This window comes from Cyanobacteria bacterium FACHB-DQ100, assembly GCA_014695195.1.
Taxonomy (GTDB): Bacteria; Cyanobacteriota; Cyanobacteriia; order Leptolyngbyales; family Leptolyngbyaceae; genus Leptolyngbya.
Window position 1 is genome coordinate 47,611 of the sequence record JACJNW010000044.1, and the last position, 16,542, is coordinate 64,152.

Genomic DNA, 16,542 nt, shown 5'->3' on the forward strand with positions numbered 1-16,542 from the left:
GCAACGACTACCGACGCATAAGGAATACGGCTATGAAGTTTTCGACCGAGCAACTAAGGCGCAGCGCAGGAATCAGTTTGCTAGGATTTGCGATGACCGCTTGCTCCCTAACTGCCGCGAATACGGTTGCGCCCGCTCAAAGCCCCTCAGATGCTGCTCAGATATCTTCTGCCCAAACGCCTCAAGGATTTCAGCAAACAACGATCGTGTCAGGATTAGAACGCCCGTGGAGTATGGCATGGCTTCCCGATGGCGCGATGCTGATTACCGAGAAAGCCGGACGGCTACGGCTGGTGCGAAATGGCGTGTTAGATTCGACTCCGATCGCGGGAGTTCCAGAAGTGATGTCAGCAGGTCAGGGCGGTCTGCTGGATGTCTCGATTCATCCCCGATTTGCCCAAAACCGCTGGGTGTATTTAACTTATTCGCATGGAACTCAGAGCGCAAATCGGACTCGTGTAGCGAGAGCCACGTTTGATGGCAAAGCGCTGCGGGATTTGCGCGTGATTTTTGAAGTGAAGCAAGCGAAATCCGGCGGACAGCATTTCGGGTCGCGGATTCTTTGGCTACCGGATGGCACAATGCTGGTCGCGATCGGCGATGGTGGTAATCCGCCCGTTCAGCTAGAGGGTGAGTTGATTCGCAAGCAGGCGCAAAATTTACGCAGTCGCCTCGGTAAGATTGTGCGGCTAAATGACGATGGCTCAGCGCCACGTGATAACCCCTTTGCAACGAATCAAACCGCAGATCCAGCGATCTGGAGCTATGGACATCGCAATATTCAAGGGTTGGCGTTTGACCCGCTCAAGCAGCGAGTTTGGGCAACTGAACATGGGGCGCGGGGCGGTGATGAGCTGAATCTAGCGCAAGCAGGTAAGAATTACGGCTGGCCCGTTGTGACTTATAGCCGAGAATATTTTGGCGGGGAGATTTCGACAGCGCGATCGCGCTCCGGTATGGTGAGTCCGAAAGTCGTTTGGACTCCGGCAACGGCTCCTTCGGGATTGGCGTTTTATACGAGCGATCGCATTCCGGCTTGGAAAGGTGATCTGTTTGCGGGCGGATTGGTGTCTCAAGATGTACGGCGCATTGATCTTGATGAAACGGGAAATGTGCGAGGGCAGCAGAGGCTTGCGATCGGGCAGCGAGTACGCGATGTGCGGCAGAGTCCCGATGGATTGCTGTATGTTCTTACGGATGGATCAGGAGACGGGCGCTTAATTCGACTAGAGCCGCCAGGGAGCTAAAAAACGTAAGTTCGATGGGTATGACCTCCTTATACCAAATCTCTAAATACTCGCTACAGACTGGGTAAAGACGCGATGAATCGCGTCTTTACGTCACATCTTCACCGGTTGAGCATTCGTTTTTCAGCCGAAGCCCTCATTTCTGCTGCTTTCTCGTAAACCGTTGTATTGGGTTTCACTTGATCAAGCCGATCAAGGATGGCGCGTAGCTGTCCAAGAATGTAGGAACGATCGACTCGGTTTGGATCAGCATTTGAAATCAAGCTCTGAGTCATTCGCTGCGCGGATTTGTAAGCGACAACAGAGTCTTCCTCATGCTGAATTCTCTCTTTAATCGCATTGCGACTCTGTTGATAATGGGTCATTCTGCGGCTCGCTTCTACATAATCTGGATCAGTGGGCTGAATTTGCTGTAATTTGGCGATCGCGCGCTCCCAGTTCTCCTGCACCTGCCCCAGTTGGATTAGCGACATTGGCGCATCTTGCGTTTGTTGTTTTGCAGCGTTCGCGCTGATTTGAGCGACTTCGATTAATCGACGGTTGCGATCGCTCTCTGTTTGAGTTCCAACCATGGCGCGAAAGTCACGTTCTGCCGCGCTTAATTTATTGCGGGCAAGTCGTCCGGCGAGGGTTGAACCCGGAAGTTGACTCAGGGTATCGATCGCCGAGCGCCAGTCCGCGATCGCAGCGTTACGATTTTCTCCGGTTGCACCATCGCGAATGATGCGAATGGCTTCGCCCAATGACTGTTCAGCTTGCTCAAATCGAGTTTGAGCGTTCTTCTCCTGAAAGAGCTTTGCATCCAGCCGAGCAACTTGCTCACGGGCAGATTTGAACTCATCGATCGTGAATCGCCAATAGCATTTAGCCCATCGGCAGTAACTCCCTGGGTAATGTCCTAAAAACCAGGCAGGCAGTTCGTCCAAATGCTTTTGCGCCGCTTTGACTTTTTGTGTTCCAAGATCTAAGTCTTCAAACGCGGTTGCTTCGTTCACGAATTGATCGGATTGCTCAACCAGCGCGATCGCCCTACGGTAGTTGTGATCCATCGCCATGTAGCTCGGTGTAAGCAGAAATGGAGCAGCCTCCATGGACCGGATAACGAATCCACGGAATCGGGCGATTGACGAGCCAAATTCCACCCGCTGAAAGAACGCTCGCAACCGTTCCAAGCTTTAAACTGATCCACAGCGGCGACGAGGGGCGATTTACTGTTGCCGCCTTGCGGAGAATTTTTGAATCAAAATCTGGAATCAAATCGCCGATCGCGTCTCGTAATTCTGCCTCGGTTGCAGGTGTTCCCGACCGGAGGCGTAATCTCTCCAAACGACGAAGGGCAAGCTCAAACTGAACTTGCCCAATCTTACACGAACCAAGACATCGTCGAACCTCAGTCTGGAGGATGTAAAATGCTTGATTGTTCAAACGCTTCATTCAAACGAAACCCTATCACAACGCAATGTTATTAGGGTTCCCGTCACTCAAACCGAAATGCGGCGGAGAATCGCAAATTCTATGAATTAGTCGTTTGAGTTGCCAGCATTTGTTTGAGTTTTTCCAGTTCTTGTGCCCAGCGCGGATCGGGTTGAACCGAGTCAGGATCAGCAGTAGAAGTGGTGGTGCGGCGCGATTTGTTGTTGTTGTTCGTGTTGCCGCCTTTGCGCTTTCCACCGGCCGACGCGACGGGTGCTGCTGCGGGTTCATCAGCTTTGTCTTTCGATCGAGGCAACGCTTTTTCAATTTTGATCGCGTTGTCCTTGATGCTGACTCCGTTGTATTTCTCAATGAATTGATCCGCCAATTCATCAGATTTGACGGTGACGAAGCCAAAACCGCGGCATTTACCGGTTTTGCGATCGGTGATCAGCTTGGCGGAGACTCCTTCTCCTGCATCCGCAAATGCAGCTTCGAGGTCTTGCCGACTTAAATCTTCGGGCAAATTGCCCACATATAGACGAATTGACATATCGAGACACCTCCAGACTTTGATCCTAATACATGGTACGGACGCTTACCACACATCCCTCAGCTACACCTTTCGTTTTCTTGGCTCAGGTTAGACGATACAGACATTTCTGCCACCTTTCGTCAGGACTACATGAAGCAGCACGATCGCACTGCTGACCCTTCCTCCGGAGATTTCAAACCAAACCCGGAAAATCTCCATAGGGTTCGATTCTTGTCGCTGGGCGATGATCGCGGGATTTGAGGTTAAGCAACTTGGTCACTGTGTCCCAAGGATATGCGCCACTCTTAAAGGTATCATGCTCGTCTCTCAGATTCGAGCCACCTGAACAATTTCCCTCCTGAGTGCTATTTCGATTGTTAGAGCCTGGAAAATTGTTAGAGTCTGCAAAATTTTGCTTCCGTTGTGAGACAAAAACCAGCCGATCCTACGATCGGCTGGTTCAGCTTGCTGTGTTGGGAGGAGAAATACCGAATACTGAAAGTTCTGTAAGTCGATGCACGACCGACTGAGCCACTTCAGGACTGGACTCCTTGTAACGAAATGTAACACTATGTCTAGAGAGAACGCAACTATTCTTTACAGAATCTGAGCGATGCCAAATAGAATTGCCGAGATCGCAACCAGTAACGACCAGACGGGATGCCCAGCCCGGATTAACGATCTCGTTCTAATCGTGTCTACATCAATCCAGGGAGTTGCGCTACGTCGGAGCCATCCAGTGACGATCGCAGGCTGCCCAAGCGGGAGCGAACAGAGTAGATTCCCGATCGCGCCTAGCTGAGAGCAGTAGTGCAGCTTAATTAATCCGGTCTCGGTTTGCAGGAGGAGGTCTTGAGCAAGTCGGTTGCTGGCTCCAGTGCGCCCGATAAGCGTTCCTTCGAGTCGAATTCTGGGACTATCGAGGGGGGTGAGCTGGGGTTGCGTCAGGAGCTGGACGAGATCAGTGTGTGCGTCCTGAGAGTCAGGAAAGAAGCGATTAAATCGAATGATCATCCCAACGCCAAATCCAATGCACCCAAAACTTGGAAACAAGCTGTAATCGCTGGCTAACCAATTGAGGCGGAAGTTACCAATGGCAAAGAGAGCGTGAGCAATTAGCCAGAGTAATGCTGCGATCGCAATGCCGCCTAAACCACCAAACAGGGGTGCGAATTGCAGTAAGGGTTGCTTACGGTTAGTGGGGGTGAGGGTTTCGAGATCGAGTTCAGGTTTGAGGTGCCATTGCTGACAGCAATTCATCAGTTTTTGCAGTCGGGTTCCCATGAGAGCATGAGGGCTATCCAACAGGGATAAACTACGATCGCAGTTAGCAAAATCCCACTGAAATAAAGTCGATAAAGAGACTCGATCGAATAGCCCTTCAAATAAAATTGCGCTGCGATAACTCACAGGATTAAGCAGCTCAAAACCCTCTAATAGATAAGAAGTTCGCTTTTCGTGTTTGATTGTTTTAGTCGTCACGATCGTTAATTTAATCAAGGTTCGTGCTAGTCCGTTTGGATTGCCTGTGAGACTGCAAGCCTGACGATCGCTATAGATAATACGCTCTCTTGAAAGCCATAATCCTGACCAGCGAAATACCCAGAAAAATCCATAGGCGATCGCAGAAATTAGCCCTGTTACATCAGCAGCAATTTGAATGAGTTTGGAAACAAAAGCCTGATTTAACTGCAAGGCTCGGAGCCGATCGCTGGAGATCGCGCTCAATTGATAAATGGAGTAAGGAATCTGCAACACGACAGCAACAAGTGACATCCAAGCAAAATCCCAATGAGCAATATGGCTCACTTCTCCGGCATAAATTGCTGCAATTTCTTCATCGGTTAACTGATCTAAAAGCCCTTGACTCACCACAATTCGAGCAAATTTAGGTAGACAACCGTAAGTAAACGCGATCGGAACCGAAGCCGGCAAAATTCCGAGCTTGGGAATGGGAATTTTCTGCTGCTGAGCAAATCTTTGAATCAGGCGATGCGCCTCTACGCTATGACGAGCGATCGCGGCCGTGGAAAGCGGCTTGAGTCCATGCAGTCCTTTCAGCACTGCATCCAAAATCCACGGAGATGCAAAAAATAGGAGCATCAAGCTCAATCCGAATTGCAGGATCGGAATGGTTTGATCAGGAGCAGCAATACTCCAGCGCAAGAGCCGTGTCACTGCTGTATGGGGCAGCGAGAAAGTGAAACCTACTACTTGCCAGAGCAAGCACAGTGTCATAAAGAGCGAGATCGCGCTTCCAACTTCTGCACACCGCAACCGCATCGGATTGAGCGGAGGAAGGGGATGCCAGCGCTGAGCACGATCGGCGTTTTTCCAGGCGTGCGGCGTTATAGCTGAGATGGTTTCAGGTCGAGCTGGCTCTGATAGGGGTTCTGTTTGAATTGTGGCGGCATTTTGCTGAGATGGCGTTGCTCGTTTGCGTCGAACGGGTTGAACTGTGGCATCAAGCGGCACGAATCCCGGATCAATAGGCGCAAGCTTTGTCATCATTTGCGTCGCCCACGCCCGCACCTTTTCGTGGTGGCTCTGGTGAAGCTCTTGGCAAAGTGCGATCGCTGACTGAATTTCTCCACTTTGCGCGTATGCCTGCACTAATCCCATTTTGGCTTTGACAGCATCTGAGGAATTGAGATCGGGAGAGGTGAGACACCGGTTAAGTTGTACGATCGCGCTTTCGGTCTGCCCGCTTTGAAGCGCCATTAGCCCTGCTTCTAGCTGATTCTGACAAGAAGCAGACTCCGAAAAAGAAGACATAGGGTTCCCTGAACGACAGCGCTTCTAGAGTACCCAACGAAATCTTTAAAGAATGGTCGGTGTGAATTCCAATTCAAAAAACAAATGCGGCAAATCGCCCACTCGTTGTATCCGTCGTCATAGAGACGCGATTAATCGTGTCTCTATGACGACCCCAAATCCCGCAGCGACCCATAATATTGTCAAATCGAAACCGGTGCCGTTTTTTCCTGATATAGACTGACAATCCGTTGCAGCACTTCCGCCACCGTCAGATTGTCGGATTGAATCTCGATCGCATCCTCCGCCTTCCGCAACGGTGAGATGACACGAGTGCTGTCCTTACGATCGCGCTCAAAAATTGCGGCTTCTAACTCTGCCAAACTCACCTCTGGCTGTCCCAGAGTCTTCAGATCGTGCTGTCTGCGCCGCGCTCTTTCTTGAATCGAAGCAGTTAAATAGATTTTTACTTCTGCATCCGGAAAAACGTGCGTTCCGATGTCGCGGCCATCAACCACGATGCCCCCGCGCCGACCGTAATTCTGCTGCTGCTTCACTAACGCTTCCCGCACCGCCGCCTGTGCCGCGATCGTCGAAACATGCGCCGTTACTTCTGGAGTCCGAATCGCCTGCGTCACATCTTGGCCGTTGACAAACACGATCGGGGTTGCCGTGTCAGTTTGAAAATCGATCTCGCACTGATGCGCCAATTCTGCAACTGCCGGTTCATCGTTCAAATCTAAGCCTGATTGCAGCACAAACCAAGTCAGCGCCCGATACATCGCGCCCGTATCCAGATAAAACAAGCCCAGCTTAGCCGCTACTGCCCGTGCCACTGTCGATTTTCCCGCTCCCGCAGGACCATCGATCGCAATCATCGGGCGACGATCGCGCAGCACGCAGTTGTCAATCAGGCGGGTCGAACCCAAACGCGCAGCCAGCGCTAACAAACCCTCATCGGTCACAGAGTCTAAAGATTTCAGCGTCATCGGATCAACAAGTTCGATATATTCTGGTCGCAGTTCGGAAACTTTTTCGAGTTCCTGTTTCACTGCCTGAACTAAGGTAGCACTTACACGCTCTCCGGATCGAAACAGTTTTTCAGCTTGTGACAATCCTCGATAAAGTGCAGTTGCCTTTATTTTTTCTTCATCTGTTAAGTATTGATTTCGGGACGAAAGCGCTAAACCGCTGGATTCCCGCACGATCGCGCACGGCACAACCTCAACAGGCAAATTCAAATCTTTCACCATTTGCTGAATCACCGCGAGTTGCTGAGCATCTTTCTGCCCAAAATAAGCTCGATCGGGCTGCACCAAATTTAAGAGTTTCGTCACAATGGTTGCCACGCCTTCAAAATGCCCAGGACGAAACGCCCCACACAGCCCAGAAGTTAGCTCGATCGACGGCTGCACTCTCGTCGGAGTAGGCGGACTGACTCCCATTTCTGCGGCATCAGGCGTAAAGATCACATCAACCCCAACCGCTTCACACAGCGATCGATCGCGCTCCAAAGTGCGGGGGTAGCGGCTCAAATCTTCGTTTGCTCCAAACTGCAGCGGATTGACAAAAATGCTGACGACAACGATTTGATTTTCTTGTCGCGCTCGTTGAATCAGGCTCAAATGTCCAGCGTGGAGTGCGCCCATCGTGGGAACAAACCCGATCGTTGATCGTGCGATCGTCGATTCGGTGGAACCCGTCGCGATCGGTTGTTTTCCCTGAGCCAAGTTCAAGTAGCACCGCAATCCTGCGACGGTCGTAAACAGGCGCACAAGCCCTCCTAACTCTGTTTCATACAGATCTTTCTAAGTTTAGTGAATCTCCAGAATTTTTTGCGTATATCCAAGTGAATTCGGAGGCGAAAACGGAATACTTATCCAATCTTTCGCTCGGCTTCGTTTCTTTCGCCTTTCCCGCTGGTACGCCTTCGTTGGAGATTCAAGTTGAAGTGGGGTAATTTCGACTAGCGTATTGTGGCCCTGCATCCGATCTCTGAATTAAAGCTCTCTGACTTCAGGCGATCGCAATTCCTTCCGCAAAAACATCCGTCTCGGTTTTCCCAAGAACCAATCCCAACTCGGCTGAATCTCTTCTAGCTGATACCCCAACTTAAAATAAAGCCGCTTTGCCGCCTCATTCGTTTCCAGCACATGCAAATAAATATTGCGATAGCCCCACTCTCGGACATACGGCTCACATGCCAATAACAACTGCTGCGCCACTCCTTGCCGTCGCGCGTCTTCCCGTACCGCCAGATTCGACAAATACATATACTGATTAGTACGCGGCTGCCAAGGATTCGTTCCACGTAATCCAATCTCGACCGTTCCAACCAATCGCTCTGCTTGATCGCTCGTATCGATCGCCACCAAGCAAACATAATTCGGTGCCGGAAATCGCGTTCGGCTCCTTAGATCCTCATGAATCCCAACTCGAATCACTGGAGCCAGCCACGGTAAAAACGACGGATACAGCGGAAAACTATCCACCAAAACTCCCGCAATCTCATACAAATCCGAAGGCTGTACCGCCCGAACGCAATAGCGAGTCGGACTGGAAAAATCTGTTTGTCGCGAAGAAACGCTCACAAGCACCGAGTAAACCCAACATTCACATCCTAAATCAGCTTGTCCGAAACCGTCGCAAAAAAGAACCCGCCTCGGTCTGAAGCGGGTTCTTCTCGTCATCGTGAAATTACTTACCAATTCTCGGTGGTTCCCGAAAGGCGATCGCAAAGAACAGAACGCCGATCGCCAAAGCCAAAATCAAAATATATGCAACACTTTCCATGATGGTGTCCCAAGATAAAGAGCTGTGTCGGGTCTAAGCGAATCGCCTAGACCCGTGAAGCCAATTAAGCTTCTGTTCTCTGAAGAGTGGTTTTGTCACCCACTTTCGCAAAACGTCCCCATTCAACTTGTTCTTCCGACAGATCGGGGTCAACTCCAGCAAACACATCCCGGAAGATCGTCCGAGATCCGTGCCAAATGTGACCGAAGAAGAACAACAGCGCAAACACAGCATGACCAAACGTAAACCATCCACGCGGGCTGGTGCGGAATACACCATCCGAGTTCAGTGTTTCACGATCGAATTCAAACGGTTCGCCTAACTGAGCAGCACGCGCATAACGCTTAACCTGTGCCGGGTCGCTGATGGTCTGCCCATCCAGCTTACCGCCATAGAAGCTAACAGTTACGCCAGCTTGCTCAAAGCTGTACTTCGACTCAGCCTTACGGAACGGAATGTCCGCACGAATCACGCCATCGCTATCTTGGAGAATCACAGGGAAGTTCTCGAAGAAGTTCGGCAAGCGACGGACAAACAATTCACGACCTTCGCCATCCTTGAATACCGGATGTCCGACCCAAGTCTGAGCGATTCCATCCCCTTTGTTCATCTGACCGGTACGGAACAAGCCACCTTTCGCGGGGCTGTTACCGACGTAATCGTAGAACGCCAGTTTTTCAGGAATTTGGTTGTAAGCTTCAGACAGACTTGCGCCATCTGCAACCGCATTTTGAACGCGACGATCGATTTCTTGGCGGAAGTAGCTGCTATCCCACTGATAGCGCGTTGGGCCAAAAAGCTCGATCGGAGTGGTTGCGTTGCCGTACCACATGGTTCCTGCAACCACAAATGCCGCAAAGAACACGGCTGCAATACTGCTCGACAACACCGTTTCGATGTTCCCCATTCTTAGAGCGCGATAGAGACGCTCAGGCGGACGAACGCTGAGGTGGAATAAGCCTGCAATAATGCCGACAATGCCCGCTGCAATATGGTGCGCCACAACTCCACCCGGATTAAACGGGTTAAATCCAGCCGGACCCCATTCAGGCGCGACAGCCTGAACGTGACCCGTTACACCATAGGCATCAGACACCCACATTCCGGGACCAAATAAGCCCGTCAAGTGGAACGCACCGAAACCAAAACAAAGTAATCCCGACAAGAACAAATGAATTCCGAACATTTTCGGCAAGTCGAGCGCAGGTTCACCTGTGCGCGGATCGCGGAAAAGCTCCAAATCCCAATAAACCCAATGCCAGCAAGCTGCCAAGAACAGCAAGCCCGATAAAACGATGTGGGCAGCCGCAACGCCCTCAAACGACCAGAAGCCTGGATCGGTGACGGTTTCACCCGTAATGCTCCAACCGCCCCAGGAAGAGGTTACGCCGAGTCTTGCCATAAACGGCAGCACGAACATACCTTGTCTCCACATGGGGTTCAGAACTGGATCGCTCGGATCAAAAATGGCAAGCTCATAGAGCGCCATTGATCCTGCCCAACCTGCTACCAGTGCGGTGTGCATCAGGTGAGTCGCAATCAACCGTCCCGGATCATTCACCAGAACTGTGTGTACGCGGTACCAGGGTAGTCCCATTGACTACTCTCCTCCTCTAAATTACGTCTACTGCAACGCTTCTTTCAGCCTTTTGTTAAAGTGCCTAATATTGGTAACTTTACCAGACAAGGCATCCCGTAACCCCGCCGTTTCTGCGCTCCAGCCGTTCACAAGAACGTTGAATCGCGACCATGACAAGGGATTGATAAAAAATGAAAGTGTATAAAGAAGTGTAACCAGTGTTAGAAGCGATTGCAAGCGAATCGCGATCGTCTGAAATTCCTTCCAATTCTTGCTTTTCACTTATTAATATTTCTTAATTTTTGAATGAAATGAGGTACAACTAAAGAAAGCATTTTGAGTGCCAATCAATCTACAAATTCTCTTCAAGAGGAAGACTATGCAACCAGCAGACACCGATCTCCAACCCGTTGAAGAAGCTGTCGTTCAGGAGTCACCGAAACCCGCATTCCAGTCTGCCAGCATCAATTTTGTCAAAGAAGGTAAAGAAGTGGTCGCGGCTCAAGGCGCGAATCTGCGGATTAAAGCGATCGAAAATCAAGTCGATCTCTACACCTTTGGCGGCAAGTTAATGAACTGTGGCGGCAGCGGTCAATGTGGCACTTGCATTGTCGAAGTGATTGAAGGTATGGAAAATCTCTCGCCGCGCACCGCATTCGAGGAGCGCAAATTAAAGAAAAAACCCGCTTCTTATCGCCTGGCTTGTCAAGCCCTAGTCAACGGGGCAGTCAGCGTTAAGACCAAGCCTTAGTGGTATTCTAGAAAGTGTTGATGCCAAGTTTAAAAGGGGTCGTGCTTTATGCAAGTTAATGATTTGGGATTTATTGCGTCGATTCTGTTTGTGCTTGTGCCGAGCGTGTTTCTGCTGATTCTCTATATCCAAACCGCCAGCCGCCAGCCCAAAGACGAGCAATAAAACTTTACAGTTTCACTCAGAAAAAGCGCTGAAGATTAAGCATCTTTGGCGCTTTTTGCCTATCTTTCGGTTTCAGAGCAGGTGTCCTCTTCGACAATTTCGACAATCAGATTTCGCAGAAACTCTTGAAGCGGCATGCGATTGATATAGGGCCATCCCCCCGTCGCTTCAATATCTTTCAATAAACTATAGAGTGCCTGACGATTACTAGGCAGTGCCTCCTGAAACAAGCCTTCTCGGATTTCGCGATGGAGGATTTCAAGCACCCTCAGCAAAGCGAGAAGCGCGAGTCCGTCTCCGGCTGAACGCTCCGAGATCGAGCGAACCGTCCGCGCTAGCTCGTCAAGTTCTAACGACCTCGCAGTAATCTCATCAGCTTTACTCTTGGCGTAATCTCTCATCATCGCATCGTGATCCATACGGGTCGCTCCTCAGGCGCGTCTACTGATAACCTGATAACCGGAAAAAGGCATTAATACCGTACCGCTTTTTGGCGATCGAGACTGCTGCCCCCAGCACTGTAATTCCTTCCGTGCAATCTGCGATCGTCTTCGATTCTTAAAATGTTTACGAATATCTGTAAAATGCTATGAGAGGTTCGATTGAACCACACCAGAATTTATAGAAACTCGATGAGATCTGACAGCAGTGCCAAAACACCCTGACAGAATTTTTACATTACTTTGAGGTTGACCATGAGGTATCGCGCATTGATTGTGACACTGCTGGCATTCTGCCTGAGTGTTCTAACGGCTTGTAGTGACGCTACTGCTACCAGTACGGAAGGATTGACCTACGAGCAAATTCGCGGCACAGGCTTAGCCAATAGCTGCCCCCAAATTGAGGAAACATCCCGCGGCTCGATCGCGATCGAAAACGGCAAATCCTACAGCATCACCGGATTGTGCCTCCAGCCCACCACTTACTTTGTCAAAGAAGAGTTGGGCAACAAGCGCCGTGAAGCTGAGTTTGTTCCCGCGAAAGTGATGACCCGCTACACCTCGTCGATCGATGCGGTGTCAGGAACATTGACGGCAAACACAGATGGTAGCTTGACTTTTGTAGAAGAAGATGGTCTAGACTTTCAGGCGATTACTGTTCAGCTACCAGGTGGCGAACGGGTTCCCTTCTTGTTCACCATTAAAGGATTGGTGGCAACGACTGCGCCGGGTTCGTCCACGATCAACACTTCAACCGACTTTACTGGAAACTTCCGCGTTCCGTCTTACCGGACTTCTAACTTCCTCGACCCGAAAGGTCGCGGTTTGACCACCGGTTACGATAATGCAGTTGCGCTTCCAGCTTCAGCAGACTCAGAAGAGTTGAGAAAAGAGAACGTCAAACGCTTCCAGCTTGACAAGGGTGCAATTTCGCTACAAGTGGCAAAAATCGACAGCGCAACTGGCGAGATTGCCGGAACGTTCGAGAGTGAACAGCCATCTGAGACCGACATGGGATCCCGTGAAGCCAGCGAAGTGAAGATTCGCGGCTTGTTCTACGCACGAGTTGCGCCTGCTGCTTAGATTCCCGCTAGTCTAGGAATTGCCAATTTAACGCGCTCTTTTTCAGAGCCATTCACGTCTTGGGGCAAGCTGCCCCATTTTTTTGCGTATTTTAATTTTGTAAAATCCAATTCTCACGTTTGTTCAGAATCTATTCATAAAGTGATTCAAATCACGGTGGGCTAACGTTCCGTGGAAATGCAGTTGTACGCAATTCGATCAAAGAAATAAGTTTGATTTGTCACCAAGAGAAGAGCAAAAATCTAGCAGTTTCAACGACTTGCTTAAAGCTTTTGTTCTCATCTCTCCGATCGCATTCTGGGTGTGATTTCTACCATCACAGCTCTCAGCAGAAGCAGCAAAAAATCGGGTTTGACACCTTCTTAAGCGTAAGCTCATCACTGAAATTCGTCATGCCTAATCTTGTCTCTACCGATTTAAGAAACGAAACGTTACAACTGCTCCGTGAGTATCAGAAGTCGGCATCGGCTTCTATCCGCAATCAACTAGTTGAACTGAATATTGGGCTGGTGAGGAAAGAAGCGCACCATTGGGTGAATCAGTGTACGGAAAGCTACGACGATCTGCTTCAGGTTGGATCGATTGGATTAATTCGGGCGATCGAGCGATTTGATATGTCGAAAGGACACGCTTTTAGCTCGTTTGCAATTCCCTACATCCGGGGCGAGATTCAACATTATTTGCGCGACAAAAGCCCCTCGGTGCGAATTCCGCGCCGTTGGCAAGCGCTGCAACGCCAAGCGGTCTGGATCATTCGAGAATTTCAGGCACAACATCGCAGACCCCCGACTGATACTGAAATCGCGGCGGCGTTGGATATTGCGATCGAAGAGTGGCAGGAAATTCGATTAGCGGGTCAAAATCGCGCCCTGCTTAGCCTAGATACCCCCATCGGTGACGAAGAGGGGACTGCATCCCTAGGAGATCTGGTTCCCGATACCCGTTATCGCAGTTTTCAACTCGTTCAGGAAGACCGCCTTCGGCTTCAGCAAGCCTTGGTGCAGTTAGAACAGCGAACCCGTGAAGTTTTGGAGTTCGTTTTTCTCTACGATTTAACTCAGAAAGAAACCGCAGAACGCCTGGGAATTAGCGCCGTCACCGTCTCTCGCCAAGTGAAAAAAGGGCTACAAAAGTTACAAGCCATCATGGTTTGTACTGAGGCTTAAGCAAGAAAGCTACGAAAATTCACGCAATTTTTTTTTGCGAGTCGGCTCTTGAGCGAAATCGGGGCACACTGTCATCACACGAATCGTTCTCCATTGCGGGTCATTTAAGTTTGGGCTGTGAACCGTGATCGAGGCTAATTCTAAGTCGAATTTTGGGAGTGATCATGAGCAAGCGGTTCACAAAGCAAGTTACGGGGAATCTTCCAAGCAGAATGCTGATTCTTTGTGTGGGTGCGTTTACGCTTTGGCTGAGCGGCTGCACGACGGGCGAGGAAACTGCGACGGTTAATCCTTCGCCCGCAGCTAACCCATCCACGCCTGCTCAGGCGTTTGCCAAGCCAACCGTCCCTGCTAAAGACGCAGCAAAATTGGAAGGTGCACAATCAGGAAACAAAATTGCGGGTCTACTGCAATCGACTGATCCATTAGAGCGAGCGAAACAAGTTCAGCGCGGCATCAGTAGCGGGAAAGATCCGTTTTCGAGTGTCCCGCCCCTTGTTTCGTTCAAGGTTCCGGTGGCACCGCCATCTACAGCACAGCCAACGGGATCTACTCCCACTCCACAGCCGCCAGTGAAATCCGAGCCAAGGAATCGACCAACTGTGACTTTACCGAAACCAAAGCCGCAATCGCCGATTCGTCCGCTTCCGCCGCTGCCTGATTCGAGCTTAGCAAAGGGAGTGCAAATTACGGGTGTCGTGGTCGTTGGTGGTGTACCGCAGGTGATCGTGCAGGCTCCGAATGAAGCAACCAGTCGCTATGTTCAAGTGGGACAGCGCATTGCAAACGGGCAGGTCTTGATCAAGCGGGTCGAAATGAATAGCGGATCTGAACCCATTGTGATTCTGGAGCAAAATGGTGTCGAGGTGGCGCGCTCTGTTGGGGGTTCTGGGACTCAACCCACTGCGGCCTTGCTGACTGTTCGATTGTTTGGTTAATTATTTAGCAGTGACTCGCTACAATTTGCAACAGCTTGCAGTCAACTTCGGGAGACAAGCGCTAAAGTTGAAGCACTGATTCTCTAGCGCGGGCTTCCGAAGTTGTTGGGTTATGACTGCACATGTTTCTGAATTGGATCAATTTTTGAGTTCGTTGCTCCCAACTCCCCAAGCGTCTCAAGATACGGAGTTGCTTCAGCAGATTGGATTTATTCCTGGACTGCGAGAAACGCTGATGGTGCGGCAGGTTCATGCGCTTGAACACGCAACGGTCTGGATTTTAAGTGGTTTGCCCGATCGGCGAATTGCGCCACCTGACTGGACAGATAATAGTGGGCTAGGCGGATTATCGACTGAGGAAGGATTTTATTTATATGGTCAGGCGGATACGGTTGAGGTTAAACGATCGGTGAATCAAGCGCTAGAGCGCATTACCCATGGGGAATGGAACTTGGCGGTTCACCCGCGTTGTGGGACAAATCTTTCAGTGGGAATGCTGCTCACCGCCTCGATCGCGCTCGGAATTCACTTGCTCTTACCGCGCAACCCGATCGAGCAGCTATTGGGCTTAGGAGTCGCAGCAACAACCGCTTCGCAGATTGCACCGGAATTAGGGCGGTTTGTGCAGCAGTATGTTACCACTGCAATTCCGTTTAACCTGAGAGTGCGCGAAGTCTCTGTCGTTCAAGATGGTTGGGGTCGCCCCGCTCATTTTGTTCGGACAGAGTGGATCGATTAACTTCCAACAATCATTCCAGCTAATAAGAGAAAACCAATCCAAACATTTTGCTTGAAGCTAAACGCATAGAATGAATGGGGAATTGAGAGTTGGATCAGTTTGTACGATTGCCATGCCCACGCGATCGTGCTGAGTCCTAATGCGCTCCAATACCACAGATTCAACTGCATCACGGCTCCCAGTTTTGCCAAAATGACCACCGTTCCTATATAGAAGGCAGTGATCGCATAAGGAGCATACCGTCCAAAAAATAAAGCGCTGGACTTGACTCCGATGCGGCGATCGTCCTCGCGGTCGGACATGGCGTACACCGTATCAAATCCCAACGTCCAAAGCACCGTTGCGCCCCAGAGTAACCACATCGGTTGGGTGAGGCAAGCCGTGTTTGAAGTCGCGCTACAACTCACCGCACTCCAGCTAATCAAAACGGCAAAGCCCCACGCGATCGATAACACCAGTTGCGGCACAGGAAACACTCGCTTAGCAGCAGGATAAAGGAGAATCACGGGAACGGCAGCGACACAAAGCCAGAATGTGAACGGGTTGAGAAATATCGCTAATCCTGCGGCACACAGCAGCGAAATCAAGCCGACGACGATCCCGACCTTTACGGAGAGCGCTCGTGAAGCCAAGGGACGATCGCGGGTGCGTTCAACGTGTGGATCAATATTGCGATCCCAGAGATCATTTGCCACACAACCTGCCGCACTGGTTGCCAAAGTGCCTAAAATAATGATGACTACTAATAACCAGGGTGGCGTTCCTCGTCCTGCGAGAAACACCGCCCACAGTGCCGGAATCATTAAGATCAAACGCCCTTCGGGTTTGTGCCAGCGCAGGAGTCGTGCAATGGTGAGCCAGGTTGGTTCTGAAGAGGGTTTTGGCTGAGTCCACATAAAGTTCGATCGCAAGTCTATAAAAAGACCTTAGCGTGGTTTT

Annotated in this window: 17 protein-coding genes; 7 read left to right on the plus strand and 10 right to left on the minus strand. The window is 50.4% G+C overall.

The window, feature by feature from the left end; genetic code table 11:
- Window positions 1-32: 32 nt before the first annotated feature.
- Entirely contained in the window at window positions 33-1,247 is a 1,215-nt protein-coding gene (locus tag H6F51_25165; protein ID MBD1825764.1) for a PQQ-dependent sugar dehydrogenase, read from the plus strand.
- Between the two features lie 101 nt (window positions 1,248-1,348).
- Here the strand turns inward: H6F51_25165 and H6F51_25170 are convergent, their stop codons facing one another.
- The 8 genes from H6F51_25170 to psbB form a co-directional block, all read right to left on the minus strand.
- Entirely contained in the window at window positions 1,349-2,338 is a 990-nt protein-coding gene (locus H6F51_25170; GenBank protein MBD1825765.1) for a hypothetical protein, read from the minus strand.
- Window positions 2,277-2,681 carry a hypothetical protein gene (locus H6F51_25175; GenBank protein MBD1825766.1) on the minus strand — a complete coding sequence of 135 codons (405 nt, stop codon included), beginning with the start codon at window positions 2,679-2,681 and terminating at the stop codon, window positions 2,277-2,279. The genes H6F51_25170 and H6F51_25175 overlap by 62 nt, the downstream gene beginning before the upstream one ends.
- Before the next feature lie 79 nt (window positions 2,682-2,760).
- Window positions 2,761-3,213 carry an RNA-binding protein gene (locus H6F51_25180; protein ID MBD1825767.1) on the minus strand — a complete coding sequence of 151 codons (453 nt, stop codon included), beginning with the start codon at window positions 3,211-3,213 and terminating at the stop codon, window positions 2,761-2,763.
- Between the two features lie 579 nt (window positions 3,214-3,792).
- Window positions 3,793-5,970 carry a M48 family metalloprotease gene (locus tag H6F51_25185; GenBank protein ID MBD1825768.1) on the minus strand — a complete coding sequence of 726 codons (2,178 nt, stop codon included), beginning with the start codon at window positions 5,968-5,970 and terminating at the stop codon, window positions 3,793-3,795.
- A 182-nt stretch (window positions 5,971-6,152) separates the two neighbouring features.
- Window positions 6,153-7,724 (minus strand): bifunctional pantoate--beta-alanine ligase/(d)CMP kinase, encoded by a 1,572-nt coding sequence (locus tag H6F51_25190; GenBank protein ID MBD1825769.1) that lies wholly within the window; start codon window positions 7,722-7,724, stop codon window positions 6,153-6,155.
- Between the two features lie 225 nt (window positions 7,725-7,949).
- Entirely contained in the window at window positions 7,950-8,540 is a 591-nt protein-coding gene (locus tag H6F51_25195) for a GNAT family N-acetyltransferase (protein ID MBD1825770.1), read from the minus strand.
- 106 nt (window positions 8,541-8,646) lie between these two features.
- Complete coding sequence (locus H6F51_25200) at window positions 8,647-8,742, minus strand: photosystem II reaction center protein T (protein ID MBD1825771.1); 96 nt, start codon at window positions 8,740-8,742, stop codon at window positions 8,647-8,649.
- Window positions 8,743-8,806: 64 nt separating this feature from the next.
- Window positions 8,807-10,339, minus strand: a complete 1,533-nt coding sequence (gene psbB / locus H6F51_25205) for a photosystem II chlorophyll-binding protein CP47 (GenBank protein ID MBD1825772.1) — start codon at window positions 10,337-10,339, stop codon at window positions 8,807-8,809.
- A 361-nt stretch (window positions 10,340-10,700) separates the two neighbouring features.
- On the opposite strand from psbB, the gene H6F51_25210 reads away from it, so the two are divergent.
- Together H6F51_25210 and H6F51_25215 are read left to right on the plus strand one after the other, a co-directional pair.
- The gene (locus H6F51_25210; GenBank protein MBD1825773.1) at window positions 10,701-11,072 is read left to right on the plus strand and encodes a (2Fe-2S)-binding protein; all 372 of its coding nucleotides are present in this window, start codon (window positions 10,701-10,703) and stop codon (window positions 11,070-11,072) included.
- A 48-nt stretch (window positions 11,073-11,120) separates the two neighbouring features.
- Entirely contained in the window at window positions 11,121-11,237 is a 117-nt protein-coding gene (locus H6F51_25215; GenBank protein MBD1825774.1) for a photosystem II reaction center protein M, read from the plus strand.
- Window positions 11,238-11,296: 59 nt separating this feature from the next.
- Here the strand turns inward: H6F51_25215 and H6F51_25220 are convergent, their stop codons facing one another.
- Entirely contained in the window at window positions 11,297-11,638 is a 342-nt protein-coding gene (locus H6F51_25220; GenBank protein ID MBD1825775.1) for a hypothetical protein, read from the minus strand.
- Between the two features lie 294 nt (window positions 11,639-11,932).
- On the opposite strand from H6F51_25220, the gene H6F51_25225 reads away from it, so the two are divergent.
- The 4 genes from H6F51_25225 (at window position 11,933) to H6F51_25240 (ending at window position 15,603) form a co-directional block, all read left to right on the plus strand.
- A complete protein-coding gene (locus H6F51_25225) occupies window positions 11,933-12,760 on the plus strand; it encodes a photosystem II manganese-stabilizing polypeptide (GenBank protein ID MBD1825776.1) in 828 nt (275 codons plus the stop codon).
- A 392-nt stretch (window positions 12,761-13,152) separates the two neighbouring features.
- A complete protein-coding gene (locus H6F51_25230; GenBank protein MBD1825777.1) occupies window positions 13,153-13,926 on the plus strand; it encodes an RNA polymerase sigma factor SigF in 774 nt (257 codons plus the stop codon).
- A 164-nt stretch (window positions 13,927-14,090) separates the two neighbouring features.
- Entirely contained in the window at window positions 14,091-14,864 is a 774-nt protein-coding gene (locus H6F51_25235) for a hypothetical protein (GenBank protein MBD1825778.1), read from the plus strand.
- Between the two features lie 112 nt (window positions 14,865-14,976).
- Complete coding sequence (locus tag H6F51_25240) at window positions 14,977-15,603, plus strand: hypothetical protein (GenBank protein MBD1825779.1); 627 nt, start codon at window positions 14,977-14,979, stop codon at window positions 15,601-15,603.
- Here the strand turns inward: H6F51_25240 and H6F51_25245 are convergent.
- A complete protein-coding gene (locus tag H6F51_25245) occupies window positions 15,600-16,499 on the minus strand; it encodes a 4-hydroxybenzoate solanesyltransferase (GenBank protein ID MBD1825780.1) in 900 nt (299 codons plus the stop codon). The two genes, H6F51_25240 and H6F51_25245, sit on opposite strands and share 4 nt — an antisense overlap.
- Window positions 16,500-16,542 lie beyond the last annotated feature (43 nt).

What these genes read in the sequence shown, in the direction of transcription:
- H6F51_25165 (MBD1825764.1), top strand. Translation starts at nt 33, where the DNA reads ATGAAGTTTTCGACCGAGCAACTAAGGCGCAGCGCAGGAATCAGTTTG.
- H6F51_25170 (MBD1825765.1), bottom strand. Translation starts at nt 2,338, where the DNA reads ATGGAGGCTGCTCCATTTCTGCTTACACCGAGCTACATGGCGATGGAT.
- H6F51_25175 (MBD1825766.1), bottom strand. Translation starts at nt 2,681, where the DNA reads ATGAAGCGTTTGAACAATCAAGCATTTTACATCCTCCAGACTGAGGTT.
- H6F51_25180 (MBD1825767.1), bottom strand. Translation starts at nt 3,213, where the DNA reads ATGTCAATTCGTCTATATGTGGGCAATTTGCCCGAAGATTTAAGTCGG.
- H6F51_25185 (MBD1825768.1), bottom strand. Translation starts at nt 5,970, where the DNA reads ATGTCTTCTTTTTCGGAGTCTGCTTCTTGTCAGAATCAGCTAGAAGCA.
- H6F51_25200 (MBD1825771.1), bottom strand. Translation starts at nt 8,742, where the DNA reads ATGGAAAGTGTTGCATATATTTTGATTTTGGCTTTGGCGATCGGCGTT.
- psbB (MBD1825772.1), bottom strand. Translation starts at nt 10,339, where the DNA reads ATGGGACTACCCTGGTACCGCGTACACACAGTTCTGGTGAATGATCCG.
- H6F51_25210 (MBD1825773.1), top strand. Translation starts at nt 10,701, where the DNA reads ATGCAACCAGCAGACACCGATCTCCAACCCGTTGAAGAAGCTGTCGTT.
- H6F51_25215 (MBD1825774.1), top strand. Translation starts at nt 11,121, where the DNA reads ATGCAAGTTAATGATTTGGGATTTATTGCGTCGATTCTGTTTGTGCTT.
- H6F51_25220 (MBD1825775.1), bottom strand. Translation starts at nt 11,638, where the DNA reads ATGAGAGATTACGCCAAGAGTAAAGCTGATGAGATTACTGCGAGGTCG.
- H6F51_25225 (MBD1825776.1), top strand. Translation starts at nt 11,933, where the DNA reads ATGAGGTATCGCGCATTGATTGTGACACTGCTGGCATTCTGCCTGAGT.
- H6F51_25230 (MBD1825777.1), top strand. Translation starts at nt 13,153, where the DNA reads ATGCCTAATCTTGTCTCTACCGATTTAAGAAACGAAACGTTACAACTG.
- H6F51_25235 (MBD1825778.1), top strand. Translation starts at nt 14,091, where the DNA reads ATGAGCAAGCGGTTCACAAAGCAAGTTACGGGGAATCTTCCAAGCAGA.
- H6F51_25240 (MBD1825779.1), top strand. Translation starts at nt 14,977, where the DNA reads ATGACTGCACATGTTTCTGAATTGGATCAATTTTTGAGTTCGTTGCTC.
- H6F51_25245 (MBD1825780.1), bottom strand. Translation starts at nt 16,499, where the DNA reads ATGTGGACTCAGCCAAAACCCTCTTCAGAACCAACCTGGCTCACCATT.